General features: G+C 49.5%; 33 protein-coding genes. 5 read left to right on the top strand and 28 right to left on the bottom strand.

Annotated features, from left to right (window positions below; translation table 11 throughout):
* Nucleotides 1-3: 3 nt before the first annotated feature.
* Nucleotides 4-894 (bottom strand): metal ABC transporter permease, encoded by an 891-nt coding sequence (locus KME12_02480; GenBank protein ID MBW4486636.1) that lies wholly within the window; start codon nucleotides 892-894, stop codon nucleotides 4-6.
* Complete coding sequence (locus tag KME12_02475; GenBank protein ID MBW4486635.1) at nucleotides 894-1,637, bottom strand: metal ABC transporter ATP-binding protein; 744 nt, start codon at nucleotides 1,635-1,637, stop codon at nucleotides 894-896. The genes KME12_02480 and KME12_02475 overlap by 1 nt, the downstream gene beginning before the upstream one ends.
* Nucleotides 1,638-1,786: 149 nt before the next feature.
* Between KME12_02475 and KME12_02470 the strand changes: the two genes are divergently transcribed.
* The gene (locus tag KME12_02470) at nucleotides 1,787-2,830 is read left to right on the top strand and encodes a metal ABC transporter substrate-binding protein (GenBank protein MBW4486634.1); all 1,044 of its coding nucleotides are present in this window, start codon (nucleotides 1,787-1,789) and stop codon (nucleotides 2,828-2,830) included.
* Between the two features lie 69 nt (nucleotides 2,831-2,899).
* Here KME12_02470 and KME12_02465 read toward each other — a convergent pair whose 3' ends face one another.
* Entirely contained in the window at nucleotides 2,900-3,460 is a 561-nt protein-coding gene (locus KME12_02465) for a Rieske 2Fe-2S domain-containing protein (GenBank protein MBW4486633.1), read from the bottom strand.
* Between the two features lie 228 nt (nucleotides 3,461-3,688).
* On the opposite strand from KME12_02465, the gene deoC reads away from it, so the two are divergent.
* From deoC to KME12_02445, 4 genes are all read left to right on the top strand, one after another.
* On the top strand, nucleotides 3,689-4,393 hold the full coding sequence (gene deoC / locus KME12_02460) for a deoxyribose-phosphate aldolase (protein ID MBW4486632.1): 705 nt from the start codon (nucleotides 3,689-3,691) through the stop codon (nucleotides 4,391-4,393).
* Between the two features lie 56 nt (nucleotides 4,394-4,449).
* Entirely contained in the window at nucleotides 4,450-5,496 is a 1,047-nt protein-coding gene (gene recO / locus KME12_02455; GenBank protein MBW4486631.1) for a DNA repair protein RecO, read from the top strand.
* A gap of 80 nt (nucleotides 5,497-5,576) precedes the next feature.
* A complete protein-coding gene (locus tag KME12_02450; GenBank protein ID MBW4486630.1) occupies nucleotides 5,577-7,229 on the top strand; it encodes an MFS transporter in 1,653 nt (550 codons plus the stop codon).
* Between the two features lie 16 nt (nucleotides 7,230-7,245).
* Complete coding sequence (locus KME12_02445; protein MBW4486629.1) at nucleotides 7,246-8,418, top strand: glycosyltransferase family 4 protein; 1,173 nt, start codon at nucleotides 7,246-7,248, stop codon at nucleotides 8,416-8,418.
* A gap of 192 nt (nucleotides 8,419-8,610) precedes the next feature.
* On the opposite strand, the gene KME12_02440 is transcribed toward KME12_02445, so the two are convergent.
* The 25 genes from KME12_02440 to rplN form a co-directional block, all read right to left on the bottom strand.
* Nucleotides 8,611-9,345 carry a peptidase gene (locus tag KME12_02440; GenBank protein MBW4486628.1) on the bottom strand — a complete coding sequence of 245 codons (735 nt, stop codon included), beginning with the start codon at nucleotides 9,343-9,345 and terminating at the stop codon, nucleotides 8,611-8,613.
* A gap of 167 nt (nucleotides 9,346-9,512) precedes the next feature.
* On the bottom strand, nucleotides 9,513-9,746 hold the full coding sequence (secG, locus tag KME12_02435; GenBank protein MBW4486627.1) for a preprotein translocase subunit SecG: 234 nt from the start codon (nucleotides 9,744-9,746) through the stop codon (nucleotides 9,513-9,515).
* A gap of 42 nt (nucleotides 9,747-9,788) precedes the next feature.
* Nucleotides 9,789-11,387 (bottom strand): 2,3-bisphosphoglycerate-independent phosphoglycerate mutase, encoded by a 1,599-nt coding sequence (gene gpmI, locus KME12_02430; protein ID MBW4486626.1) that lies wholly within the window; start codon nucleotides 11,385-11,387, stop codon nucleotides 9,789-9,791.
* 98 nt (nucleotides 11,388-11,485) lie between these two features.
* Complete coding sequence (locus tag KME12_02425; protein MBW4486625.1) at nucleotides 11,486-13,204, bottom strand: ATP-binding cassette domain-containing protein; 1,719 nt, start codon at nucleotides 13,202-13,204, stop codon at nucleotides 11,486-11,488.
* A 701-nt stretch (nucleotides 13,205-13,905) separates the two neighbouring features.
* Nucleotides 13,906-15,009: a peptide chain release factor 1 gene (gene prfA / locus KME12_02420; GenBank protein ID MBW4486624.1), complete on the bottom strand. Its 1,104-nt coding sequence runs from the start codon at nucleotides 15,007-15,009 to the stop codon at nucleotides 13,906-13,908.
* 94 nt (nucleotides 15,010-15,103) lie between these two features.
* Nucleotides 15,104-15,352 carry a 50S ribosomal protein L31 gene (gene rpmE, locus KME12_02415; GenBank protein ID MBW4486623.1) on the bottom strand — a complete coding sequence of 83 codons (249 nt, stop codon included), beginning with the start codon at nucleotides 15,350-15,352 and terminating at the stop codon, nucleotides 15,104-15,106.
* 138 nt (nucleotides 15,353-15,490) lie between these two features.
* Nucleotides 15,491-15,904: a 30S ribosomal protein S9 gene (gene rpsI / locus KME12_02410; protein ID MBW4486622.1), complete on the bottom strand. Its 414-nt coding sequence runs from the start codon at nucleotides 15,902-15,904 to the stop codon at nucleotides 15,491-15,493.
* On the bottom strand, nucleotides 15,904-16,359 hold the full coding sequence (gene rplM / locus KME12_02405; GenBank protein ID MBW4486621.1) for a 50S ribosomal protein L13: 456 nt from the start codon (nucleotides 16,357-16,359) through the stop codon (nucleotides 15,904-15,906). Before rplM ends, rpsI begins: the two co-directional genes overlap by 1 nt.
* Nucleotides 16,360-16,418: 59 nt before the next feature.
* A complete protein-coding gene (gene truA, locus KME12_02400) occupies nucleotides 16,419-17,315 on the bottom strand; it encodes a tRNA pseudouridine(38-40) synthase TruA (GenBank protein ID MBW4486620.1) in 897 nt (298 codons plus the stop codon).
* A 19-nt stretch (nucleotides 17,316-17,334) separates the two neighbouring features.
* Complete coding sequence (rplQ, locus tag KME12_02395; GenBank protein MBW4486619.1) at nucleotides 17,335-17,685, bottom strand: 50S ribosomal protein L17; 351 nt, start codon at nucleotides 17,683-17,685, stop codon at nucleotides 17,335-17,337.
* Nucleotides 17,686-17,795: 110 nt separating this feature from the next.
* Nucleotides 17,796-18,743 carry a DNA-directed RNA polymerase subunit alpha gene (locus tag KME12_02390; GenBank protein MBW4486618.1) on the bottom strand — a complete coding sequence of 316 codons (948 nt, stop codon included), beginning with the start codon at nucleotides 18,741-18,743 and terminating at the stop codon, nucleotides 17,796-17,798.
* A gap of 141 nt (nucleotides 18,744-18,884) precedes the next feature.
* Nucleotides 18,885-19,280, bottom strand: coding sequence for a 30S ribosomal protein S11 (rpsK, locus tag KME12_02385; protein MBW4486617.1), 396 nt, complete (start codon nucleotides 19,278-19,280; stop codon nucleotides 18,885-18,887).
* A gap of 84 nt (nucleotides 19,281-19,364) precedes the next feature.
* On the bottom strand, nucleotides 19,365-19,748 hold the full coding sequence (gene rpsM, locus KME12_02380; protein ID MBW4486616.1) for a 30S ribosomal protein S13: 384 nt from the start codon (nucleotides 19,746-19,748) through the stop codon (nucleotides 19,365-19,367).
* Nucleotides 19,749-19,835: 87 nt separating this feature from the next.
* A complete protein-coding gene (rpmJ, locus tag KME12_02375) occupies nucleotides 19,836-19,949 on the bottom strand; it encodes a 50S ribosomal protein L36 (protein MBW4486615.1) in 114 nt (37 codons plus the stop codon).
* A 107-nt stretch (nucleotides 19,950-20,056) separates the two neighbouring features.
* Nucleotides 20,057-20,284 carry a translation initiation factor IF-1 gene (gene infA / locus KME12_02370; protein ID MBW4486614.1) on the bottom strand — a complete coding sequence of 76 codons (228 nt, stop codon included), beginning with the start codon at nucleotides 20,282-20,284 and terminating at the stop codon, nucleotides 20,057-20,059.
* A 228-nt stretch (nucleotides 20,285-20,512) separates the two neighbouring features.
* Nucleotides 20,513-21,067, bottom strand: a complete 555-nt coding sequence (locus KME12_02365) for an adenylate kinase (GenBank protein MBW4486613.1) — start codon at nucleotides 21,065-21,067, stop codon at nucleotides 20,513-20,515.
* Nucleotides 21,067-22,371: a preprotein translocase subunit SecY gene (secY, locus tag KME12_02360; GenBank protein MBW4486612.1), complete on the bottom strand. Its 1,305-nt coding sequence runs from the start codon at nucleotides 22,369-22,371 to the stop codon at nucleotides 21,067-21,069. The genes KME12_02365 and secY overlap by 1 nt, the downstream gene beginning before the upstream one ends.
* 80 nt (nucleotides 22,372-22,451) lie before the next feature.
* On the bottom strand, nucleotides 22,452-22,904 hold the full coding sequence (gene rplO, locus KME12_02355; protein ID MBW4486611.1) for a 50S ribosomal protein L15: 453 nt from the start codon (nucleotides 22,902-22,904) through the stop codon (nucleotides 22,452-22,454).
* A gap of 81 nt (nucleotides 22,905-22,985) precedes the next feature.
* Nucleotides 22,986-23,507, bottom strand: a complete 522-nt coding sequence (gene rpsE / locus KME12_02350) for a 30S ribosomal protein S5 (protein ID MBW4486610.1) — start codon at nucleotides 23,505-23,507, stop codon at nucleotides 22,986-22,988.
* A 110-nt stretch (nucleotides 23,508-23,617) separates the two neighbouring features.
* Nucleotides 23,618-23,980, bottom strand: a complete 363-nt coding sequence (rplR, locus tag KME12_02345; protein ID MBW4486609.1) for a 50S ribosomal protein L18 — start codon at nucleotides 23,978-23,980, stop codon at nucleotides 23,618-23,620.
* A gap of 2 nt (nucleotides 23,981-23,982) precedes the next feature.
* Nucleotides 23,983-24,522, bottom strand: a complete 540-nt coding sequence (gene rplF, locus KME12_02340) for a 50S ribosomal protein L6 (GenBank protein ID MBW4486608.1) — start codon at nucleotides 24,520-24,522, stop codon at nucleotides 23,983-23,985.
* Between the two features lie 83 nt (nucleotides 24,523-24,605).
* Nucleotides 24,606-25,007, bottom strand: a complete 402-nt coding sequence (gene rpsH, locus KME12_02335; GenBank protein MBW4486607.1) for a 30S ribosomal protein S8 — start codon at nucleotides 25,005-25,007, stop codon at nucleotides 24,606-24,608.
* 31 nt (nucleotides 25,008-25,038) lie between these two features.
* The gene (gene rplE, locus KME12_02330) at nucleotides 25,039-25,581 is read right to left on the bottom strand and encodes a 50S ribosomal protein L5 (GenBank protein ID MBW4486606.1); all 543 of its coding nucleotides are present in this window, start codon (nucleotides 25,579-25,581) and stop codon (nucleotides 25,039-25,041) included.
* 77 nt (nucleotides 25,582-25,658) lie between these two features.
* On the bottom strand, nucleotides 25,659-26,012 hold the full coding sequence (gene rplX / locus KME12_02325) for a 50S ribosomal protein L24 (protein MBW4486605.1): 354 nt from the start codon (nucleotides 26,010-26,012) through the stop codon (nucleotides 25,659-25,661).
* Nucleotides 26,012-26,377, bottom strand: a complete 366-nt coding sequence (gene rplN / locus KME12_02320; GenBank protein ID MBW4486604.1) for a 50S ribosomal protein L14 — start codon at nucleotides 26,375-26,377, stop codon at nucleotides 26,012-26,014. Before rplN ends, rplX begins: the two co-directional genes overlap by 1 nt.
* Between the last annotated feature and the right edge of the window lie 5 nt (nucleotides 26,378-26,382).

Here is a 26,382-nt window from a genome sequence, read left to right as displayed (position 1 = left end):
ACACTATCCGCGCAATAAGCCCTTCAACTCCCGCCATAACAGCGGTTCTCCTTGTTTGGCAGCGGGATACGTGAACACCCCTTGCGTGGGACTAAACAGTAGAGCCAACAAAAACAGCCCCGACACCACCAAAACAATCGCAGGCCCAGAAGGCACATTGTAGAAATAGCTGAGATACATGCCACTGACACTGGCCGTAATGCCAATGCCCGCCCCCAATAACATGACGTGGTGTAGCCGCTGCACTAGCAGATAAGCTGTAGCTCCCGGCGTAATCAAGAGCGCCAAGACTAGAATGACACCCACTGTTTTCATGCTGGCGACAATCGTCAGGGCAATTAGCACCATCAGCCCAAAGTTGAGGAGATTGACAGGTAAGCCTGCGGCTTGCGCTCCTAAGGGGTCGAAAGTGTAAAACAGTAATTCTTTGTAAAGTAGGACGACGACTAGTAAAACAAAAGCTGAGATCAAAGCTGTGTCTAATACTTCCTGTCGGGTTACGCCCAAAATATTGCCAAACAGAAAGTGATTCAGGTCAATCTTGTTATCTTTCTGAATCAGCGTAATCAGCGTGACTCCGAGGGCAAAAAAGGCCGAGAACACAATCCCCATCGCTGCATCTTCTTTAATCGGCGATCGCGCTCGAATCCAAGCGATCGCCATCGTACTTGAGACACCCGCAATAAACGCTCCGACAAAAATATTGGCTCCCACTATAAACGCGATCGCCAAACCAGGCAGCACCGAATGACTAATCGCGTCTCCTAGCAGGGCCAAGCGTTGCACCATCAAGTAGCTGCCCACGACCGCGCAGATCAGCCCGACCAAAATCGCAATCACCAGCGATCGCTGCATAAACTCGTACTGCAAAGGCTCTAGCAGTGCTTGCAACATTAGGCGGCTGCTCCAGCATGGAATACAACTTTGCCACCATAAGCTCGGTAAAGGTTTTCGCTGCTGAGCACTTGTTCGCGAGGACCACTGGCAATTAATTCTGTGTTGAGCAAAATCAAGTCATCGAAATGGGTAATCGATTCGCCCAAGTCGTGATTAATCACCACCACCATTTTGCCTGCATGGGCTAGCTCATGAAAAATCTGGAAAATTACATCCTGCGTTTTTTGGTCAATACCCACGAAGGGCTCATCGAAGCAATAAATGTCTGCTTCCTGGGCTAGCGATCGCGCCAAAAAGACTCGCTGTTGCTGCCCCCCGGAAAGCTGACCAATCGGACGATGCCGATAAGCGCTCATCCCCACCCGCTCTAGAGCTGCTGCTGCTAAATGACGACTCGTGGCCGAAAAGCGGCGGAACCAGCCTGTTTTACGCACACGGCCCATCATCACCACATCCCAGACAGTGGCAGGGTAAGTCCCGTCAATCTGCGATCGCTGGGGCACATAAGCGACTCGTGCCAATTGATCGGCTAGCGGCTGATTGCCTAATAAAACCGTACCGTGGTTGCTAGGAAGCAAGCCCAACATCGCTTGCAGCAGCGTGCTTTTACCTGCGCCGTTCGGACCAATAATCCCGACTAACCGCCCAGGCTTAATCATGAAGTTGATATTTCTGAGTGCCTGCACCGCTCGGTACTGCACCGCCAACTGACGCACCGAAATTGTGTCATTGCCATTCATATAGACTATTTGCGCATCTGATCTCTGGGTTGAACCTATATCAAAAGGCGGGGGTTGCGTCTTCATGGCAAGATCTCCAATGGCCTGAGCAAAAATGAAAGGAATATGAAATTAGGGTAACTTAAAAAGTGAAAGAAATATGAAAACATATGTCAATTCTTGCTATAGCCTCCACTTCATCCCCCGCCTCAGGTCTTGATAAACAGGGTTATCGATATCGACAGGCGATCGCTGGCTTCTTGCTTAGTTTTCTTTTAGGTGGCTGTGCTCTAGAGTCCCCGTCTACCCCGAATCGCTCTACTGCCAATAGCACGGCTAAGCCTAGCGTGGTTTCTACCAGCACTATCCTCACAGACTTAACCGCTCAAATTGCTGAAGACGAAATCCAGCTAACTGGCATTCTCGAGCCTGGAGCCGATCCTCACGTTTATGAACCTGTGCCAGCCGACAGCCGAGAATTAGAAAAAGCCGACCTGATTCTCTACAACGGCTACAACCTGGAGCCTAGCCTGATTAAGCTGATGAATGCTGCTGGGGGAGGTGCGCGGAAAGTGGCAGTGGGCGAAGTTGTGAAACCGCTACAGCTCCAAAAAGGAGAACGAGAAACAGTCCCCGATCCGCATGTTTGGGGCAGTGTCAAAAATGTGATTCAAATGGTCGCAGCGATTCGAGATGCCTTAATTGAACTCTCCCCCGACGATCGCGATCGCTTTACCCAAAATGCCACTCAACTTACCACCCAGCTCCAAGAATTAGATGCCTGGATTGCTCAACAAATCCAAACCATTCCACCAGAGAAACGGCGCTTAGTCACCACTCACGATGCCTTCCAGTACTATGCCCGCACTTACGACCTCGACATTATTGGTACCCTAATCGGCATCAGCACCGAAGAACAGCCCAGCGCTCAGACTGTGCAGCGGCTAGTCGAGGCGGTGAAGTCCGCTCAAGTGCCTGCTATTTTTGCCGAAACCACAATTAATTCAGCTCTGATCAAAACCGTGGCTCAAGAAGCAGGCGTCCAGCTTGCCCCGCGATCGCTCTACTCAGACTCGATTGGTGCTCCTGGAAGTGACGGTGACTCCTACATCAACATGATGGTGATCAATACCCGCACTATTGTCGAAGCGTTAGGTGGCAAGGTAACACCGTTTCAGCCAAGTCGCCCATCTCAAAGCACCCCGCAAAAGTAGAACGTAGAGCAGGCATCCTGTCCACTCTTCAAATGTTTTAGATCAGCGGTTCCACTAGCTAGCTTTGCCCTAACGTGAACTTGCAGGTTGGCAATCTGCAAGGCGTACTTGGTTGCCAGTAATAGCCACGGTGACAAGAGGTAGAGCCGCCTTTGCAGGCCCTTTAAGTACGCGCCCCTTCGCGTCAAACTCGGAATCATGGCAAGGGCAGAAAAAACGATTTTGTTGAGGTTGCCAATCGACTACACAACCTCGGTGAGGACAAACAGGCTTAATCGCATAGGCTGCGATTTGAGCTTGCTCATTGATCACTAGATAGGCTGTGGCTTGCTTAGGCAATCCTTTGACCGGAATGCGGCTACCTGGCTTGGCACTACTTAGTAGCGATTTCACTTGAAGGGGTTGCCCTTTGCGATCCAATGCGACTTGACTAGGCGAGGTACTGGAACAAGCTGGAGTCATAGCAGTGGTTAGATCATGCTGATGCCCTTCATGCCCCTGCGCCAAGGGAGGACGCAAGTAACCCAAAGTGACTGAGGCGATCGCACTGCCAGCCAAGTACTTCAGAAAATGCCGTCGATTGCCTAACTCAGTCCAAGTTTGCGAGTTTTGGGATGCACGGCCTGTCATAGAAGCACCTAAAATACAGTTTTATTTACAAATCTTCACACCATTTCAACATAGCTAAGCTCAAAGAATTGGGCAACAATACTGAGACTCAATTAGAGCGAATATTGATGAAGTTTGCATAAACTCACCTACCGATCGCGAAACTTTCTCCACTCAAGTCCTAAACCTGAGCGAATGGCTTAACTTTCTGATACAAGTGGAGGATAAGCTGCTAGTGAAGAACCAATAATGGCTGCATCTGATATAGATATTGACCTTGCGCCGTTTATTGACCACACCCTTCTCAGCCCCATCGCCAGCCCAGAGAAGGTTGAGCAGTGGTGCGATGAGGCCATACGCTTTAAGTTTGCGGCGGTTTGCGTCTCTCCCATTTTCGTGCGTCAAGCGACCCATCTTCTCCACAACCAGCGACCCAAAGTTTGCACCGTCATTGGCTTTCCCACAGGCGCTACCACCTCTGCTGTCAAGCTCTACGAAGCTCAAGAGGCCGCAGAAAATGGAGCCACTGAATTGGATGTGGTGCTGAATCTAAACTGGCTCAAAACTGGAAAAACCAATGAGCTGTTTCAGGAAATTGCCGCCATCCGAGAAGCGACTGATCAAACAATCAAGGTCATCTTAGAAACCACCCTCCTCACCCCTGCCGAAAAGCAGTTAGCGGCGGAGATTTGCATGGACGCTGGAGCGGCATTTCTCAAAACGAGCACCGGATGGCATGGGGGAGCAACGGTTGACGATGTCCGCCTATTAAAAGAAATAACGCGGGACCGAGTAGGGATCAAGGCATCGGGGGGCATTCGTACTGCTGATCAAGCCCTAGATTTAATTGTGGCAGGGGCAACTCGCTTGGGTACGTCCCACAGCGTCGATCTCCTACGTCAACGCGATACCCTAGAAAGGGTGAGAGGTACGGGGCAAGAAGCTGATGGGTAGCGACCCCAACTTTTTGTTGCTGCTCTCTTGCCTGTAACCCTTGCCTTGACTTCTGTATGAGTCGAACTTATAAAGCCACTGGAATTAATCTCAAGGGTGCCCCTCTCGGCGAGTCCGATCGCTTGCTCACCATCTTGACGCGGGAACATGGATTGATTCGGGTTGTGGCACCAGGGGCACGCAAGCACCACTCCAAACTGGGGGGGCGGAGCGGCCTGTTTGTCGTCAATGAACTACTGATTTCAAAGGGGCGATCGCTCGATAAAATTAGCCAAGCAGAAACCTTGGAATCTTACCCAGGGTTAAGCCAAGACTTAGCTAAGTTAACTGCCAGCCAGTACTTAGCAGAGTTGGTTCTCTGTCAGGCGCTGAGCGATCAACCCCAAGAAGAGTTATTTTGCCTATTCAATGAACACTTGTGTCGCTTGGAGAGCTTATCTAGTAGCAGTGCGGGTAAGGGTTTAGCATCGTTTGGTGTTTTGGCCCGTTTAACTCAAGCGATCTTCCACCTACTCGCTTTGGCAGGGGTCGCACCCCAGGTACAAATCTGCTGCATCACTCAACGTCCTCTCACTCCAGCCTTGAACGATGACAACTGGCGGATTGGCTTCAATATAGCAGCAGGGGGTGCGATCGATTTGGCAGAACTAGAGCGCTTAGGAGAACGAACTGGATCACCGTCTCGCGATAAAAATGCTGGATTTTATTCTGCTAGAGGCACGCAGGACAGCCCTGCAAAACCGATCCTGCGCGATCGCCACTCCTCTACTGTGACTGCTATTGCTCCATCTACAGGTCAGGCGATCGCTGCTGCTGCCAACTATCACATCGTGAACCATCAGCAAAAACCTGCTGTTGCCAGTCTCCAACTCAACGCAGTTGAACTATCTCTTTTGCAACAACTTGCTCAACCTGAACTCCTTCAGTTAGATGCGTTTTCTGTAGAATTTGAGCAAAATGCGTTTAATACCTTGGCTTACCAAGCTGCATGGCTCAAGGTCGAGCGGATTCTACGCCAGTGTGCCCAATATCATTTCGAGCGTCCGATTCGCTCCGCTGCCTTGATTGATACCTGTTTCCTGTCTGTGCCAACTGCTCCCTAACTGCCTCAACTATGATGCGATTGTCGGATTCTGATTTGCAACTGCTGGCTTTGCCATCCCTCAACCATGCCAACTCTGGGATGGAAGTTGGTAACCGCTATCATTCCCACTCCAACGGCGATCGCGACGCCTTTGCGGGAGAAGATCAAGCTAGATTTAATCCAGCCACTAGTCGCCTTTCTCAAGAAGATTTAGCTGAGGTCGTTAAAGCAGAGCAGCACAAGGAAGTGGCAGACGAAACTTCTCAATTTTCTGCGACAGAAGATGAGCGATCGCCAACCGTCGATCATCATAATGGCCCTAGCAATAGTGGCCCTAGCACCTTAGCAGGTTTAGCCCCTGCCCCTGGAAACAGCCATTTAACGCCTAGCAATGGCAATGGCACTACTCTCCACAGCGAACCTCCCGATGTAGAGCCAGACTTTGAGCAGGGGTTTCTGCCAGTTCTCAAAAATCGTAATTTTCTAGCCTTGTGGAGCGGCCAAGTTTTTTCGCAATTGGCCGACAAAGTTTACTTAGTGCTAATGATCGCGCTGATCGCGACTCGCTTCCAAGCGGAAGACCAAACGATTAGCGGCTGGGTCTCTTCGATCATGATTGCCTTTACGATTCCAGCCGTTTTGTTTGGCTCTGTCGCCGGAGCGCTAGTCGATCGCTGGCCGAAGAAGCCTGTGCTGGTCATTACAAATTTGTTGCGGGGTGGTTTGGTCTTAACCTTGCCCCCACTGCTCTGGATTTCTCAAGGTTGGGCACCGCTCGGAGGCTTCCCCATCGGCTTTGGCCTCTTACTAGGCGTGACTTTTCTAGTCTCAACCTTGACTCAGTTTTTTGCCCCAGCGGAACAATCTGCCATTCCCTTGATGGTAGAGCGACGGCATTTGTTGTCAGCCAATTCCCTCTATACAACCACCATGATGGCTTCTGTAATTATTGGCTTTGCCGTGGGGGAGCCGCTACTAGCGATCGCTGACCACATCATGACGCAAATCAGTGGCGGTCTCAGTATTGGCAAAGAGCTTGTGGTAGGCGGTGGCTATGCGATCGCGGGTTTAATTTTGCTATTGCTGAAAACTAATGAAAAAGTAACCGTCACTCAAGAAGAATCTCCCCACATCTGGCAAGACGTGCGTGAGGGACTGGACTACTTGAGGCAGCATACCCGGGTCCGCAGCGCTCTGATACAACTGGTAATTCTATTCTCAATTTTTGCCGCTCTAGCAGTGTTGGCAGTTCGTTTGGCAGAAGTCATTCCAGGGATAAAATCTTCGCAGTTTGGCTTCCTACTGGCTGCTGGTGGTGTCGGCATGGCGGGTGGAGCGGCTGTTTTAGGGCAATTCGGTCAACGTTTTTCTCACAATCAGCTGAGCCTGATTGGCTCGATTGGCATGACAGGTTCTCTACTCGGACTCGCGGTGTTTACCCATCAGCTTTGGCCTGTATTGCTACTACTTACCGCCCTAGGTGGCTTTGCCGCCATTATTGGGGTGCCCATGCAAACCACGATCCAAGAAGAAACCCCGGAAGAAATGCGAGGGAAGATCTTTGGTTTGCAAAATAATGCCATTAATATTGCTTTGAGTTTGCCCTTGGCTTTAGCGGGTGTGGCTGAGACATTTCTGGGTTTGCGGGCTGTATTTGTCAGCTTGGCACTGTTGGCGATCGCAGGAGGGCTCCTGACCTGGTATATTTCCCGTACAGGATCAAATCCGTTAGCCAACACTGACAAATCATAAGTTGACACTCATCTGAATGCACATTGCTTGGCTTGGAAAAAAATCGCCCTTTTGCGGCAACGTTACTTATAGCCGGGAAGTTACCAACAATCTGCTAGATCGGGGATACCAGGTTAGCTTTCTCCACTTTGCCCAGGAAGAAGACACCGCAGCAGCCTGGTCAGACTATCAGGAAGTCTCCATTCCCTTTCTTTACAAATCTCAGGTTTACACCATTCCCACCCTCAAATCCAGCAAAGTTCTGGCGCAGGCGCTCCGGGAACTCAAGCCTGATATTGTCCACGCTTCCTTAACGCTATCGCCCCTCGACTTTTTACTGCCAGAGATTTGTGCTGAGCTAGATTTGCCCTTGGTGGCTACCTTTCATCCTGCTTTCGATCGCAGGCGTAGGCTAACTTCGAGTACTCAGCACTTGACGTACCAGCTCTACGCACCTTTTCTCGCCAACTACGATAGTGTCATTGTCTTTTCTGATATTCAACGAGATTTGTTGGTACGCTTAGGCGTTTCTCCGGACAGAGTGGCGGTGATTCCGAACGGAGTTGATGTTCAAAAATATTCTCCAGGTTCTTCCCGTCTCAAAGCGGAGTTAGATGCCCAACAAGTCTATGTTTATCAAGGCCGCATTGCTTTAGAGAAAAACGTTGAGTCTTTACTACGTGGCTGGAAACAGGCGAATATGGGACCGGACTGCAAGCTAGTCATTGTGGGAGACGGCCCCCTGAGACCCTCACTAGAACCGTTTTATGGCTCAGATGCAGGCATTCTATGGTTAGGGTTTGAAGCCAACGAGCAGCGCCGCATCGAGATTTTGTGCGGTTCAGATGTATTTATCTTGCCTTCTTTTGTAGAGGGGTTATCGTTGTCTCTGTTAGAGGCAATGGCCTGTGGCGTTGCTTGTATCGCGACCGACGCTGGGGCAGACGGGGAAGTTTTAGCGGGAAGTGGAGTCAGTGGGGATGCGGGCGTCATTTTGAAGCCCCAAGGCGTGCATGGTCAATTACGCCACATTTTGCCCATGTTCCGTAACTTACCGGAACTGGCGGCTTTGTTAGGCCAAAAGGCCCGCCAACGAGTTCTAGAACGCTACACCCTGAATGGCAACATCACACAGATAGAAGAGCTTTACGCCCAGGTATTACAACGAGGGCGGGTTCAAGTTGGTAGCCGAGTTGAATCAGCCTATTAGAGGGCAGGGCTGTTTCATACAACGAAAGCGTTCCGAACCAGGCCCCCCTAGCCCCCCAAATTTGGGGGGAACAAGACTCAAAGTCCCACAGAATTGGGGGATTTAGGGGGCAGTGCAGGGAGTTGAACCACATTTCAATTTTCCTCTTGTAACATGAAACAGCCCTGCTATTAGAGGGGGTTGGTTCTCAGCTCAGGGTATTGCCGCAGAAGGTAGAGGCCAACCTAGACGGGTGGGCTGCTGATAAACTCGCTTCAAGGTGTTGACATCTCTCGGAGAAATAGCGGCTGGATTGCGCACTTGCGAAAAATAAAGGGCGTCAGTTTGCAGAGGGCTATGGCCCCAAAGACCCAAGGCGTGACCTAGTTCGTGGCGAGCTGCGGCCTGGATGTATTGAGGAGTTTGGCTAGGACGCAACCAAATTGTGCAGTAGTGAAGTAGAACAGGTAACGCATTACCCGCTTGCTTGGTGTAAAGTTCGTAGCGGGTTTCGGCGGAGCGGACTCGGTAATTGCGATCGCCAGGTTTCGATCCCCCTTTGGTTAAAGGAGGCGGCGATCGCCAAATCGTAATATCTGCTTGCTCCGAGTGTTCAACTAATTGCAAGGGTAGGTAAGCTTGCCATTCCACCACTGCTTGTTTCACTGCCTGCGTCCAAACCTGAGCTTGAGCATTTAGTTTTGCTACTCCTAGCGTCGATGCTGTAGCAATCGGTGACTCAACATAAACCTTGACAGGAAACTGGGACCAAATTAAGCCCCCTACGGGCAGCGGTTGCATTTGATCAAAGTAGCCACCCTGATTTGAGCGATCGCGCCAGTCGGCCAGTGCCCTCGGCAAAGGGTGAACTTGGAGAGGCGGTAACTCTAGGCTAGATGAGGGGCTAGACGGAGCGGCGCTGACCCAAAGCGCAATAGTCACAACCATCCCAATGGTGCCTAAAACCAACCCTAAACTGCGAAGCTGCTTCAGTTGGCGATCGCACGACCTCTGACCATTTTTTGTATACGAAAAAGGCGATCGGTTTCTACCCAGCAGTAGCAGCGATCGCCTCTGTAACCAATGCATGACCTTCAACAAAATGCCAGACAATTCTATCGATTAAACCATCCAGCACTAAGACCCACCGTTAAGGACATAAAGACCACCACCAAAGTCCAGGTGACTCGGTTCAATGTGGTTTCAGCACTCTTGGTGCTCGTGAAGAGTTGGGCTTGCCCACCAATACCACCAAGGCCATCTCCCTTAGGACTGTGTAGCAGAACTAGGACAATCAGGCCCAGCGCTGACAAGGCCCATATTACTTGAATGATCGTAGTCAGTGTCATTGCAGCCAGCTCAATTGCAGTAGGTTTAACGAAATAGAAATTCTACAGAGACACCCGGACAGGGGTTCGATTCGCCCGCACATCAAGAGTAGCTGGCTGAATCATGGAACGACCTGTCATTTCCGGTGGCTGCGGTAGTTTCAGAATATCCAAAATTGTTGGGGCAATGTCTGCCAAACAACCATCCGAGCGCAGGGAAACATCGGTTCCATGACCCGGAATTTTCAGCCCTTCCCCTTCTACCAGAATAAAAGGAACTGGATTAGTCGTGTGGGCTGTCCAAGCGCTACCCCGCTCATCCCGCATATACTCGGCGTTGCCGTGGTCAGCCGTAATCAAGGCGGTGCCGCCAGCTTTGCCAATACTCTCTAACAAGCGGCCCAAACATCGGTCCACTGTTTGCAGCGCCTGCACTGTCGCTTCAATCTGTCCCGTATGCCCCACCATGTCGGGGTTGGCATAGTTGATCACAATCAGTGAGTAAATCTGCTTTTCAATTGCGGCGATCGCCACATTTGTCACTGCTTCGGCTGACATGGCAGGGGCGCGATCGTAAGTAGCCACCATCGGACTGGGAACAAGCTCTCGGTCTTCCCCAGCAAATGGTTCTTCAATCCCGCCGTTGAAGAAGTAGGTGACGTGAGCGTACTTTTCCGTTTCAGCGGTGCGGAACTGGTTTAAGCCATGACTTGCAATAACTTCGCCTAAGATATTGCTAAGGTTCTGCGGCTCAAACGCTACTAAGACGGGCAGATTTGAGTCGTATTGCGTGAAGGTAGCAAAGGTTAACGGTTGAACTTGCTCTCGCTCAAACCCCTTAAAGTTGGGATCGACAAAAGCTTGAGTAAGTTGACGAGCCCGATCGGGACGGAAGTTGAAGAAGATCACGCCATCTCCCGGTGCGATCGCGCCTGGCGCAATCCGAGTAGGGAGTAGAAACTCATCCGTTGTGCCTTCTGTGTAAGCAGCCAGCAGCACTTCCAGAGCCGAGCGACCATCTCCAGAGCCATCCGTTGTCATTACGTCATAGACCCGTTGTACCCGATCCCAACGGTGATCGCGGTCCATACTGTAATAGCGACCACAAAGAGTGGCAATACGACCCACACCAATGTGATCGATGTAGGCTTGGAGGCTAAGAAGGGTCTCCTTACCATCGTTCGGTTGGGTGTCCCGACCATCGGTGATGGCATGGATACAGACATCCGCGATCGCTTGGTGCTTAGCTAAGTCCAGTAGCCCAAACAGATGGCTGAGATGAGAGTGAACTCCACCTTCGGAGCAAAGTCCGACCAAGTGCAGCTTAGTACCTCGCTGCTTCACCTCTTGACAAACCTTAACTAGAGCGGGATTGCTGAGCAGGGTACCGTCTTCTACTGCATCGGAAATTCGCACCAACTCTTGCGGCACAATTCGCCCCGCTCCAATGTTGAGATGGCCGACTTCAGAGTTTCCCATCTGACCTTCAGGCAAACCCACATCCTTGCCCGAGGTCCGAATCAAAGTTTTAGGATAAACGGCCCAAAGGCTATTCATCACGGGTGTTTTGGCGGCGGCAATGGCATTGCCATCAGTTTCTTCCCGGTATCCCCAACCATCTAAGATGACTAGCACCACCGGAGAAACAGGTGCTTGCGCCATACTAAGTTGCCCTTTCATTCAGTGATTTCTCCGCAATCATACCATCGAGTTCTAAATCTAAAATTGCTGATATTACGAGAATCTTAAGTAAGGCTGGATTAAGCTTGCGCTTGGGTCTTTTTAGATTTCTCTTTTTCGCGTTGTTTTTCGCGTTTCGCCGCTACTTTAGCCGCCTTCTCAGCTTCTATAGCAGCCAGCTTAGCTTTTTCTTTTTCTTCAGCAACCTTCTCTAAATAGTAATGATAATCTCCCAAATAAACTCGGAATTCTCCATCTCGAATTTCCACAATTTTATTAGCGACCTGAGAAATAAAATAGCGATCATGGGAGACGATAATTGCTGTTCCATCATAATTTTGGAGCGCTTCTTCCAGCATTTCTTTGGCTGGAATATCCAAATGGTTGGTAGGCTCATCCAGAATCAAGAGGTTAGCGGGCTGGAGCAGCATTTTAGCTAGAGCTAGACGGGCTTTCTCGCCCCCACTCAGTGCTTCTACACGCTTATAAACGGTATCGCCGCTAAACAAAAATCGTCCTAATAATGTCCGGACTTCCTCATTTTTCCAGTCAGGCACCTCATCATGAATTGTCTCCATGACGGTCTTATTGAGATCCAAAGCTTCGGCTTGATTTTGCTCGAAGTAGCTAGGAATGACGTTATGATCCCCTAACTTAACGCTGCCCTCGGTCGCTTGCTCCATGCCCATAATTAAGCGGAGAACAGTCGATTTGCCAGCTCCATTCGGACCTAGAAAAGCCACGCGATCGCCACGCTCAATTAAAAGCTCTGCCCCTAAAAACAGAATCTTCTCGTCGTAGGTATGAACCAAATTTTCGATCATCACCACTTCCCGACCACTCCGGGGGGCAGGGGGAAAGCGGAAGTGTAGGGTGCGGACATCCCCGATAGGAGCTTCAATTCGCTCAACTTTTTCTAGCTGCTTTTCACGGCTCTTAGCCTGGGTACTGCGAGTTGCGCTAGCGCGGAAACGATCTACAAAAGCTTGTTGCTTATCGAGTTCTTTTTGCTGCCGTTCGTAGGCACTAAGTTGGGCATCGCGCAGCTCAGACTTCTGTTGCAGATAGGCTGAGTAGTTGCCTAGGTAGGTGGTCGAAACTCCACGCTCGGTCTCTACAATTTGGGTGCAAAGGCGATCTAAAAATTCTCGGTCATGGGAGACAATCACCAGAGGGGTGGTCAATCCTTTGAGATAGGTTTCCAGCCACTCGATCGTTTCTAGATCTAGGTGGTTCGTCGGCTCGTCGAGCAACAGAAGATCAGGGGACTGGAGCAAAATTTTGCCCAAACTCATCCGCATCTGCCAACCCCCACTAAAGGCGCTGACTAAGCGATCGCTATCTTCAGGTTCAAAACCAATTTCTGGCAAGATCTTTTCAATCTGCGCTTCTAATCCATACCCATCTAAAGCCTCAAACTGCCGCTGGAAGCGATCCATCTTGCGGATGAGAACGTCTAATTCTGCGGGAGTAGCAGTTTCCATTTGCCGATGGATTTCTGACAAGGCGATATGCGCTTGGTTCGCCTCTTCAAAGGCTTGCCACATCTCTTCTCGGACAGTCCGAGTTGGATCTACATCAAACTCCTGAGTTAAATGGGCGATCCGCAAGCTCGCAGGTCGAATCACCTCGCCCGCCGTTGGCTCGATCTCTCCCACAATAATCTTTAGCTGGGTCGATTTCCCTGCCCCGTTTACCCCGACTAAACCAATGCGATCGCCTGGTTTGACTTCCCAGCTGACATCTTTTAGAACTTCGCCAGTGGGGTAAATTTTGCTAATACGCTCTAACCGTAGCATTCAGAGCCTCCGAGGCAGGTAGGGTGGGGAGAGTTGGCACAAGGCAGGAATGCAGTTTTTCTAGCGATCGCCAAGCGCTGAATCTGCAACAAAATTTAATTATAGTTGGCGGTCAACGATCCTTATCAGAACCTTGGGTCTAAAACCCCGTCCTTCTAGGACGGCTTTTGATAGAATTGTGCTAGCTGCCAAGGTGAAACTCCTTTGCCATCGTGAAACGGTTAAGACACACTTTTAGGCATAAAGTAGGGGCACCGAGCGTCGAAAACTCGTTAAACAGGCAGGGAAAGCCACGTCTTCCCACGACAGAGAAAACCAAATACTTAGTTGCCCAGAAACGTAAGGCGGGGCACGCCTTAACGCTAGGCTCGTATCCTAGGACGCTTGGGGAGACAGGCCCCTCTGGGGTGGACCAAGTTAAGCTCGTCAATTCGTGTACTCACGGTTGGTTGGTTTAAGGATTGCCGCAAGGATGGTTTGCTTTAAGGTTTGTCGAAGATCCAAGAATCCCCGTGCGTTCACGCCGGGGAGTGTCAAACATCTGTAAGTTTGATCCCTCTAAGACTCAATCATCAGACGTTGACAGTCACCGCCTGCGCGACACTTTTGTTAGCAAATCAAAAAACTAAACGCCTGCACCGTTTCCTTACTAACAGTACAGGCGTAGATGCGCCACTCGTACCTTTGACGACTTAGCCCACTTAGGCAGGCGCAGAAGTTGAAGCTGCCAACTCCTCCAAGCGCTCCTGCTGATCCTGACCAATGCAGGTCTGAATCAACAACTCCAGATCTCCTTCCAGAACTGGTGTCAAGGTAAAGTTTTGGCCGAGACGATGGTCTGTGATTCGATTGTCTTTGTAGTTGTAGGTGCGGATTTTTTCGGAACGAGAGCCAGTCCCGACTTGAGAACGGCGCATTGAAGTTACCGCTTCTTGCTGTTCTCGCAACTTCATCTCATACAACTTCGCTCGTAGAATTTGCATGGCTCGTTCGCGATTTTGCAGCTGCGATCGCTCCTCTGTACAAAAAATGCGAATTCCTGTTGGTTTGTGAAACAGGTCAACCGCTGTTTCCACCTTGTTGACGTTTTGTCCGCCTGCTCCCCCAGAACGAGCCGTCGTCAGCTCAATCTCTTTGGGATCAATATGAACTTCTACTTCATCGACTTCTGGCATAATAGCCACCGTTGCAGTCGAGGTATGCACACGGCCCGAAGCTTCTGTCAAAGGCACCCGTTGAACTCGGTGCACTCCTGCTTCAAACTTTAGCTTGCTGTAAACTTGTTCGCCTTGAATTTCCAGAACGGCTTCCTTGAAGCCTCCCATATCTGCGGTAGACTCGCTCACTAGCTTGACTCGCCAATTTTGGCCTTCTGCATAGCGCGAGTACATCCGGACCAAATCACCTGCCCAGATACTAGCCTCATCACCCCCAGTACCCGCTCGGATCTCTAACATGATGTTTTTATCATCATTGGGATCGCGGGGTAGCAACAAAATTTTTAGGCGACGCTCTAGCTGTTCAGTTTTTGCTTCTAGTTCTGCCACCTCCAAAGATGCCATTTCTTGCAACTCCGGATCACTCGCCGTTTCTTTCCAAACTTGACGAGCCCCTACCAACTCCTCTTGAGTCGCCTTCCAATCGTCATAGGTATTGACTACCTCTTCCATTGATGAGCGTGCTCTGGCCACCCGCTGAAACTCGTTCGGGTCAGTCGCAACATCTGGGTCCGCCAATCGACGAGTTAATTCATTGAAGGTTTGCTCAACGGATCTTAGTTTGTCTAACAGGTAGGTCTCAGCCATAGAACAGCTTCCGCGTTACTCAAAAGTAGAGGTGTTGAGAAAAAAGTTAAACGCCCTAGCAGCTCATCCAGGGCGATACCAGCCAACCACCTATCTACTTCTTCTTTTTCGTCTGAGCTGCATCTTCTGGTTGGCCGTCCATCATGCCGTACTTCCGTAGGAAGCGCTCAACGCGACCCTCGGTATCAATAATTTTTTGGGTTCCGGTGTAAAACGGGTGGTTACCAGACCAAACATCGACGTGCAACTCTGGCTTGGTAGAACCCACTGTCATCACCACTTCCCCGTTGCAGTACACTTTGGCTTCTGGGTACCACTCAGGATGAATCTCCGACTTAGGCATGACTCTTTCTCTCTGAAACTTGGCTATCTCTCTACAAATTTTAGCTTTTAGTTCTACAGCTTTGGCCAGTAAAAACTAAAGCTAGGAATTAACTACACTTCTTTCTCTAACAGTCTCTTGGCTAAAAGACTGAGGTGATTAACGCTTGGAGAACTGAGGAGCTTTCCGAGCTTTGCGCAAACCATACTTCTTCCGCTCTTTAGCGCGGGGATCGCGGGTCATATAGCCTTCGATTTTCAAAGGCTTCCGGTTTTCTGGATCGAGCTGGCACAGGGCACGGGCTACACCCAAGCGAATAGAGTCAGCTTGACCTGTCAAACCGCCACCTTCGGCGTTGACGAGAATGTCATATTCGTTCTCCAAACCCAAAGTCTCCAAGGGAGCCTTGGCAGCTGACAAATAGGCTGCATTAAATTGCAGATACAAGTCGCCAGGTTTGCCGTTGATCGTCAACTTGCCATTGCCTGGAACCAGACGCACACGGGCAATAGCAGACTTGCGGCGGCCTGTACCCCAATAGACAACGCGATCGCTTTGGTCAGTTGCTTGCATTACTTCTGTCCTCCGGGAATAGTTTGAATTTCTAGTACTTGGGGCTGCTGGGCGGCATGGGGATGATCTGGCCCTGCGTATACTTTAAGCTTTGTGAACAGCTGACGACCCAAAGTATTCTTTGGCAACATACCTTTCACTGCCTGCTCCAGAATTCTTTCCGGCAAACGGGCTTGCAACTTGGCAAAGGTTTCCGTTTTCATACCGCCTGGGCGACCGGAGTGACGACGATACAGCTTTTGGGTCCGCTTCTTGCCAGTAACAGCAATTTTTTCAGCGTTGACAATGATGACGAAATCGCCAGTATCCATAGAAGGGGTGTAGGTCGGTTTATTCTTACCGCGCAACACCATCGCCACTTCAGTGGCTAGTCGGCCTAATCGCTTGTCAGTAGCATCTACGACATACCACTTGCGATCCAAGTCATCCTGAGGAGGAAGATAAGTTTTGTTCATAACGGTCTTTGTATCCTTGACAAAGGGTTGAGTCTACAGCGGTTGTGCAGCAATTTAGCTCAAAGTGAGCAGGGTTCTGAAACAGCCATAGCTGGCAAAACCAGCTTAGGTTGAGTGTCGAACCAAATATCCGGTGGAAAGGGATGATCTGGATATCCCACTCTCAACAGGCAGAGCCCTTGAGGGGGTGCAGCATACTTCACTTGGTCTCGACGCTCAGATTGCCAGAGTTCGGTGAATTCTTCTGGCGATCGCATTCCCGTACCTACTTGCACCAACAAGCCCATCAGTAAGCGCACCATGCCATACAAGAAACCACTCGCTTGAATCTCCATATGGACAAATGGTCCTTGGCGCTGGCAAATAACATCCTGAACCTCAACCCAGGAGTGAGCCCGCTTAGATCCAGCTCGGTGAAAAGCAGCTAAATGATGTCTTCCGAGCAGCGGATCGAGAGCCGACTGCATCAGTACATCATCCAAGGGAGCGTAGTAGTAGTGCCAAGCTAATGGCTGCACAAACAGGTTGGGAACTGCATCGGTGTACAGGGTATAGCGATAGCGCCGCCAGGCCGCTGAAAATCGAGCATGCCAATCAACACCCACTGCCGTTGAGGCACGAATCAAAACATCTTTGGGCAAACGTGAATTGAGAATAGTAGCCCAACGGTAAGCAGGAATCGATGAGCCTGGAGCATCAAAGTGCGCGACTTGAGCAGCCGCATGCACTCCTGCATCGGTCCTACCTGCTCCCGAAAGAGCGACAGGGTAACCTAGTACTGATTCCAGTGCCTTTTCTATCTCTTCCTGCACGGTTCGATGATGGGCCTGTCGCTGCCAACCATGAAAATGAGTGCCCAAGTATTGAATTACCAGGGCGACTCGCTGAGATGAGCTTGACTTGAGTTCAACAACTGAATCAAGCGCATCAGATGGCAGAGGCAGTACAGAGGACATCAGAAGTAGGTTAGTCCGATCAAGTCAGCTCAATGATTGCCATATCGGCGTTATCTCCCCGACGAGACACAGTACGCAAAATCCGAGTGTAACCACCCTGGCGATCGCCGTACCGAGTACTCGCCTGTTCAAATAACGCATGAACTAACTGCTTGTCATACAGATAGCCCATAGCTTGACGTCGAGCTGCTAAGGATCCATCCTTAGCCAAGGTGATCATGTGTTCCACCTCAGAGCGGACAGCTTTAGCCCGAGTTTTAGTAGTTGTAATCCGACCATTCCGGATGACTTCAGTCGCGAGCGCTCTCAATAAAGCTCGACGTTGATCGGCAGGTTTGCCAAGTTGATGAACACGACAACGGTGACGCATGACATTCTGTAAAAAGTAAACAGCCTAACTAATTTCAGACCTCAGCTTTTAGCTTCCAGAGCCTGATTGCAAATGAGGTCAACCAGACACTGGAAGACAGTGGCGGCCTCTTAACTAGTCTTTGCAGACTTTTCTTGGGGCAGAGTAATCCCCAAACGTTGCTGCAGGGCTTCAATCACCTCCTCAGCAGATTTTTGGCCGAAGTTTTTGATCTCCAGCAAATCTTCTTGGCTGTAATCGAGCAAGTCCGCAACAGAGTTAATTTGAGCCCGCTTCAGACAGTTGTAAGCCCGTACTGAAAGCTGTAGTTCTTCAATAGGAATCTGACTAATGGGATCCTCATCTGGAAACTCATCCTTGTCCATGGGCTCGAAGGTGATGTCCTTCAGAGGATTAAACAGATCCACCAAAATATTTGCAGCTTGGCTCAGCGCCTCTTGGGGCGTTAAACTGCCATCCGTCCAGACCTCCATGATTAGTCGGTCTTTCTCTAGTGAACCACCTACACGAGCATCTTCGATACTGTAGTTCACCTTGCGAACAGGCATAAAAACTGCATCAATGTGGAGAAAATCTAGCGCAGCCGCTTCATCACGCCCACGATCAACAGCCCGGTAACCTTTACCACGCTCAGCTCTAAACTCCATTTCTAGAGTTGCTCCTGCAGACAGCGTGGCAACATACTGATCAGGATTCACCAACTCTAATTCAGAGGGTAGATCAAATTGAGCAGCTGTAACTGTCGCAGGACCATGCACTAGTAACCTGCCCAGCTGGGGTTGAGAAGAATAGCTTTTCAGAACAATCTGCTTCATATTGAGCAGAATATCTAGCACATCTTCTCGTACACCTGGAATGGTGGCAAATTCGTGGTTCACACCAGCAATACGAACAGCTGTGACTGCTGACCCTTCCAAGTTAGATAGCAAAACTCGTCTAAGGGCGTTCCCAACGGTAGTTCCTTGACCACGATCTAGTGGCTCCAGAACAAACCTGCTGTACTGACTCTGATCGTTTTCAGTATTAGACTCTACACATTCAACCTGAAACTGCGCCACGGAGCGACCTCCCTTCTCCATATCCCCGGAAGGCATAACCTTCCCAATCCAAAACCCTGCACGAATTCTCAGTCATCAGTACGGAGTCAAAACATTTCAGCTGAACTGAGAGCTGAAGTTCCTTAACGACTCAACTCGAAATTAGACTCGGCGACGCTTGGGCGGACGGCAACCGTTATGAGGAATTGGAGTTACATCTCGAATGAGAGTAATTTCCAGCCCAGCAGCTTGGAGAGCACGAATCGCGGTTTCGCGTCCAGCTCCAGGGCCACTGACCATCACCTCAATTTGGCGCATTCCTTGGTCGGTAGCACGACGAGCTGCACTTTCAGCTGCAGTTTGAGCTGCAAATGGAGTGCCTTTTTTAGCTCCTTTGAAGCCGCTTGAGCCAGAAGATGCCCAAGAGATCACCTCACCCACTGTGTCTGTAATGGTAACAATGGTGTTATTGAACGTTGATTGGATATGAGCCATACCACTGGGCACATTGCGCTTTTGTTTACGAGGCCCAGTTTTTTTGGTCGGTTGTCGCGCCATATGAGTTTCTTGGATTGAAGTGTTGACTTGCTGAATGAATTACGACATGGGGAGAAGTGCGTCGCGACGCACTTCATAGGGTCACTATTTCTTGCTAGGTGCCTTCTTCTTACCTGCAACAGTGCGACGGCCACCCCGACGAGTACGAGCATTAGTACGAGTTCTTTGACCGCGTACTGGCAAGCCCATACGATGACGACGTCCTCTATAGGTGCCAATGTCCATCAAGCGCTTGATCGACATTGCTTCGAGCCGTCTCAGGTCTCCCTCAATTTCGTAGTTGGTTTCTACGTTTTCTCTAAGGGCAGCAACATCAGCGTCGCTCAAATCCTTGACTCGCGTATCAGGGTTTACACCTGTCGCAGCTAAGACTTCCTTTGAGCGCGTTAACCCAATCCCATAAATGTAAGTCAGACCAATCTCAACGCGTTTGTCGCGAGGAAGGTCTACCCCGGCAATCCGTGCCACGTCTTCTACTCCCTAATTTTGCTTTCCTGCTGTGATCTTCAACAACAAAGATGCTGGTTGGCATCTGTACTGTATAAGATGAATCAATTAGCCTTGGCGCTGCTTGTGTTTTGGATTGGAGCAGATCACCATCACTCGACCGCGACGGCGAATCACGCGGCACTTCTCACAAATTTTCCGGACAGATGCTCGAACTTTCATGCCTTAGTCTCGGCAGCACTACAAAAGTGATATTATATCAAATTTCTATAATTTGCGTCAAACAAATTATCTTAGCAACCGCTAACTTCTAGGGAAGTTATGATTACTTACTTCTTGTTACGCAGACGATAAGTAATTCGACCTTTAGTGAGGTCATAAGGGGTCAGTTCAACTTTGACGCGATCGCCTGGCAAAATTTTGATGTAGTTGCGACGAATCTTCCCAGAGATATGGGCTAGGACGTTGAATCCATTGTCTAAGTCAACGCGAAACATAGCATTAGGCAAGGATTCTGTAACAGTTCCTTCCATTTCGATCAGATCTTGTTTAGACAATTCACTTCTCCTAAAAACTTGGATTGTTTTAGATCCACAGACACAAAGATAGGTTAATTGCCTACCCCAGAAAGGAAACATCCTGAGCATAGATAATTAACCTTTCATTCCCAGGCTATCAAATCTAGAACAGAGCTGTTGGAAGTTGCAGTCCTACCAACTCTACCTACCATGCTGCGCTATACCTAATCGGCGATCACCCTAGTAATTGCGGTAACAGCGATAAGATCATGGCTTCACAGCTGCCTGCAAAGCGTTAGTAACTGCTTCCATTGATTGATTGCCATCCACTGAAACCAGTTGCTGGCGATCGCGATAGAAGCTGATTAGAGGAGCTGTTTGCTCGTGGTAAACAGCCAGACGATGCCGAATCACAGCTTCTGTATCGTCCTTACGGAGCCGCTTTAGCAAACGCTCGACTAAAACTTCATCTGGAACTTCTAGACTTATTACCCGATCGTAGGACAAACCGATCTTTGTGAGTAGTTCGTCTAGAAATACGGCCTGTGCTACGTTGCGAGGAAAACCATCTAAGATCCAACCTGATGACGCATCCTCTTGACTTAATCTTGCCTGGATCATGTCAAGAATTAGTTGATCGGGAACTAACTCTCCTTGGTCCATGTATGACTGGGCTTTTTGACCGAGATCGGTCTGCCGAGTCACATTATCTCGCAAAATATCGCCTGTAGAGATATGAGGAATTTGCAGAAGATTGGCCAAGACTTGAGCTTGAGTCCCCTTACCAGCTCCTGGTGGACCCAGGAAGATCAATCGCGTCACTATTGCTTCACCATTCCTTCGTATCGCTGAGAGATGACGTAAGTTTGAATTTGTTTCGCCGTGTCGATCGCCACGCCTACTAAGATCAGCAGAGAAGTTGCTCCTAACCCTCGAAAGGTAGGAACTCGAGTTGCGCTTTCAACCGCAGTAGGAATAGTCGCTACCAAACCTAAGAAGATTGCTCCTAGGAAAGTTAAACGGTTAATAACTCGTTCCACATACTCACTAGTAGCCCTGCCAGGACGAATACCTGGAATGCTAGCGCCCATCTTCTTTAGGTTCTGAGCCATGTCAACAGGGTTGACGATCAAGGAAGAGTAGAAATAGCTAAAGAAAACAATGAGCACCAGATACAGAACTACATGCAACCAAGAGGTGGGACTGAGATAGGTGGTAATAAACTGACTAAAAGCCTGGTTCTTTATAACCTGAGTCAAGAAAGCAGGTAGAGTCAAAACGGCGGATGCAAAAATAATTGGCATAACACCGCCCTGATTGAGACGCAGCGGCAAATAGCTACTCTTCTCTAAGTACATCCGGCGGCCTACTTGGCGACGAGCTGAGATGATTGGAATTCGGCGTGTTCCTTCTTGCACGAACACAATTCCCACAATCATCGCCAGGAAGACCAGGAGCAAGATAATGACACCGCCGACAATGTTGCGATCGCCACCTTGAGCTAGCTCAATCGTCTGCCCTAAAGATCTAGGTAAGCCAGAGACAATATTAAGGAAGATCAAGAGAGAGGCGCCGTTACCAATGCCCCGCTCTGTAATCACCTCACCCGCCCACATCACAAACATCGATCCTGCGGTCAAAGCTAGGACTGTTTGAACCACAAACAGGGGACCCCAGTTTTCTGCATAAGGTCGAATCAGACCAACTGTGATGCCAACACTTTGAATAATGGCCCAACCTAAAGCCACGTAGCGAGTAATCTGAGAGATTTTGCGTCGCCCAGCTTCGCCTTCGTTTTTCTGTAAATCTTCTAAAGCAGGAATTGCTGCCGTCAGCAATTGCAAAATGATAGAAGCATTAATGAAAGGTAGAATACCTAACGCAAAGATACCAAGCGCCATCAGTCCGCCCCCGGCGAACAAGTCTAGAAATCCTAGCGCTTGGTTATTCTGAATATTTTGAGCAAATGCGACTCGATCGATTCCTGGTATTGGAAGAAAGATGCCCAAGCGAACTAAGATTAACAAGCCAATAGTTAAAAGCAGCCGACTTCTCAGGCCAGCAGCTTGAGCCATTTGGGCAAAAGTTTCTTGGGCGCTTGGAGTTTTGTCCCGACTAACAACCATGAAGGGCTCCCTCTACAAAGCTAAATGCAATGCGGCAGAAGCAACTCTGGCTCGAATTACTTCTGCACTCATGCTAAACCTTATTCTGCCTCTAATGCCTCGCAGCTGCCACCTGCAGCTTCAATCTTTGCTTTCGCAGATTGTGTAAAGGCTGCAGCCTGAACTCTCAGGGAAACATTCAGTTCGCCATCCCCTAATACCTTCAGAGGACCATCATCGGATGTTAGCAAACCTACTTCCAGCAAAGAAGACAAACTAACTTCTGTGTTTGCTGGCAAAGATGCCAGCTTGCTAACATTGATGGTGGTATATTGCTTACGATTGATTACAGTAAAGTGCTTCAACTTAGGCAAGCGGCGATAGAGAGGCATTTGCCCCCCTTCAAAACCAGGGCGCGTACTGCTTCCTGATCTGGACTTTTGACCGCGCATGCCAAATCCACCGCTTGCACCCTGTCCAGCAGCAATCCCTCGCCCGATACGACGACGGCGCTTCTTAGAGCCCTGCTGGGGATGAGCATCTTCTAGTCTCATGATTTTAAACCCGTTAACAAGTTGTATAAACGCGATCGCGCCGCGTGCCTACAGCAGCTAAACCGTTCGTTAAAGTCCGGCTTAAGCGTAGAGATTTTCGATGGGAATGCCCCGCTCTTCGGCCACTTCTGAGAAGGTTCGTAGAGTACCCAAAGCTTCAACAGCAGCTCTAGCATTGCTGAGTGGGTTACCAGATCCTAGCTGTTTCGCCAGGATATTACGAACGCCTGCCAGCTCTAGTACTGTCCGTACAGCACCCCCAGCAATTACCCCAGTACCAGGTGCAGCAGGACGCATCATGACCTTAGCTCCACCACCCTCGCCAGTTGCGGGGTGAGGAATAGAGTTGGCCTTGGTGAGAGGTACCTCAACAATGTGCTTCTTCCCATCAGCGACACCCTTCTTGACTGCGCCGATCACGTCGCTGGCCTTACCGACACCAACACCCACTTGGCCTCGTTCGTTACCAACAACGACGATCGCACGAAAACTGAGTTTTTTACCACCTTTGACTACTTTAGTCACGCGGCGGATTTGCACAACTCGCTCTTGCCAGTCGGCCTCTTTTTCACGAGTGCGGTTGCTTTTACGACGATTCGCCATGTTTCTGTCCTGAGTTTTGATAACCTGAAGCGATATCTAATTTTGAGCTTTCTACTTGTAACCTAGCAGACTATTGTTGGCCTTCAGCTCTAACAGCAATGACAGGATCTTTAGAAGTCCAGACCACCTTCGCGAGCTGCATCTGCTAACGACTTCACGCGACCGTGGTACAGATTCCCACCCCGATCAAAAACTACTTGCTTAATGCCTTGCTCTAGCGATCGCTGAGCAATTAGTCTACCGACTTCAATAGAAGCATCACAAGTAGAGCTAGACGACAACTTCGTCTTCAGGTCTGGTTCCAAAGTTGAAGCAGATGCTAGGGTACGTTGCTTACTATCATCAATAACTTGGGCATAGATATGTTGATGGGAGCGGAAAATTGACAGCCGAGGGCGCTCTGCTGTACCTACTACATCTCGCCGGATTCGACGATGCCGACGACGTGTTGACTCTTTACGATTAAGCTTCATATCTATTTCTTCCCTGCCTTGCCAGCCTTGCGTCTGACGAACTCACCTGCGTAGCGAATACCCTTACCCTTGTAAGGCTCCGGCGGACGAACAGCACGGATGCGTGCTGCAATGTTACCAACGATCTCTTTATCGATACCGCTCACAATCACGTTAGTGTTGTTTTCTACGGCCATTTGAACCCCATCGGGAGGCTCAATTTGAACGGGATGGCTATAGCCAACGCTCAGAATCAAGTTTCGGCCTTGAACTTGAGCGCGGTATCCAACCCCTTGAATTTCGAGACGACGCTGGAACCCTTGAGAAACACCCTCTACCATGTTGGATACTAGGGTGCGGGATAAGCCATGACGCTGACGAGCCGCACGGGATTCATCACGACGCTTCACTAGCAGGGTTTCACCTTCCTGCTCTACAATCACTTCATTCGGTAGAGTCCTAGAAAGTTCACCTTTTGGGCCTTGAACGGCAACTTGTTGCCCCTCAATTGTGACAGTCACTTTCTGAGGAATACTAATGGGACGCTTACCAATGCGAGACATGACTGAATACTCCTGGTTGATGTAGATGAACAGGATCTAGGGTTTCCCGTACATCTCGACAAGATTCTGCTTGGTAGATTGGCTTACCAAACATAGCAAAGCACTTCGCCGCCAACACCACTACGACGTGCCTCACGATCCGTCATAATGCCGCTTGAAGTAGAAATGATCGCAATGCCAATGCCGCCTAGCACTCGCGGTAGTTCTCTACGATTGGAGTAGACACGCAAACCTGGCTTGCTAACCCGTCTTAAGCCTGTAATAATCGGTCGACGATTTTTTCCTTTATATTTCAGGGCAATGACTAAATGTCGCTGAACCCCGTCACCAACTTCTTCGAAGTCAGAGATGAAACCTTCACTTTTGAGGACTTTGGCAATATTTTGAGTCATTCTAGTTGCCGGAACCTCTGTAGTCTGATGCCGCGCTAGATTTGCATTCCGAATACGCGTCAGCATGTCTGCAATTGTGTCGTTAGCCGCCATAGTTCCCTCTTTATGAAACCGTCTGCCTTAATTACTCCCGAAAGGGCATTCCCATTTCTTTCAGTAAGGCGCGGCCCTCCTCATCATTGTTTGCAGTTGTAATGATTGAAATATCCATCCCACGAATCTGATCGATGCTGTCATAGCTAATCTCTGGGAAGATGAGTTGCTCGCGCACGCCCAGAGTGTAGTTACCACGACCATCAAAACTCTTGGGACTAATGCCACGAAAGTCACGAATTCGGGGCAGTGACAGATTAATAAGCCGTTCTAGGAAGGAATACATGCGATCGCCCCGTAGGGTAACCATGACACCGACAGGCATTCCTTCGCGAATTTTGAAACCAGCGATCGCCTTCTTGGCTCTCGTCACAACTGGCTTTTGACCTGTAATGACTGCGACTTCATTGACAGAAGCCTCAAGTGCTTTCGCATTTTGAGAAGCTTCTCCCAGACCGCGGTTAATAGTGACTTTCACTAGTTTCGGCACTTGATGGATGTTTGTATAACCAAACTGATCCATCAACTTCGGTACGATTTGTTCTTGATAAGTGGTTTTTAGCTTTCCCGCCATGATTTCGTCCTTTGCCCCTGGGCTTTGTCAGGGAAATGAAGCCTAGTGATTTACCTGGAGTTAAAACTTGACTCTATCTAGTCAATAATCTCGCCAGTTTTCTTGAGCATCCGTACTTTACGACCGCTGTCGTCAAAGGTATAGCAGATGCGGCTAGCAACTTTTTGCTTGGTCGAATAGAGCATGACGTTAGAGCTATGGATGGGGGCTTCAGTCGTCACAATTCGGCCTGATTCACCTTCTTGCTGAGGCTTAACGTGCTTGGTCTTGACGTTGACCCCTTGAACCACCACCTTGCTGAGCTTGGGATAGGTCTTTAAGACTTCACCAATCGTTCCTTTCTCTTTGCCAGCGATAATTTGAACTGTGTCGCCTTTCTTCACATGCATTCTGTGACGAACTGGCGTGGTTACTTGATTTTTGCTTGCCATTACAGCACCTCCGGAGCCAGAGAAACAATTTTGGTAAAGTTTTTGTCGCGTAGTTCACGGGCTACGGGGCCAAATACGCGAGTTCCCCTGGGGTTGCCGTCAGCGTTAATAATGACAGCTGCATTATCATCAAAGCGAATGCTCATGCCGCTATCGCGTCTCAGTCCTTTCTTGGTTCGAACAATCACAGCTCGAACTACATCGGACTTTTTGACTCCCATGTTAGGAATTGCATCCTTAACGACAGCGATAATGACATCGCCAACACCACCGTAACGGCGGTTACCCCCTAAAACGCGGATACACATCAGTTTGCGCGCACCGCTATTGTCAGCCACATTAAGGTAAGACTCTTGTTGAATCACGTCTG

Source organism: Trichocoleus desertorum ATA4-8-CV12, from assembly GCA_019358975.1.
GTDB classification, from domain to species: Bacteria; Cyanobacteriota; Cyanobacteriia; order FACHB-46; family FACHB-46; genus Trichocoleus; species Trichocoleus desertorum_A.
The sequence above is the reverse complement of the archived record's forward strand: the minus strand, read 5'-3'. Positions and strand labels throughout refer to the sequence as shown.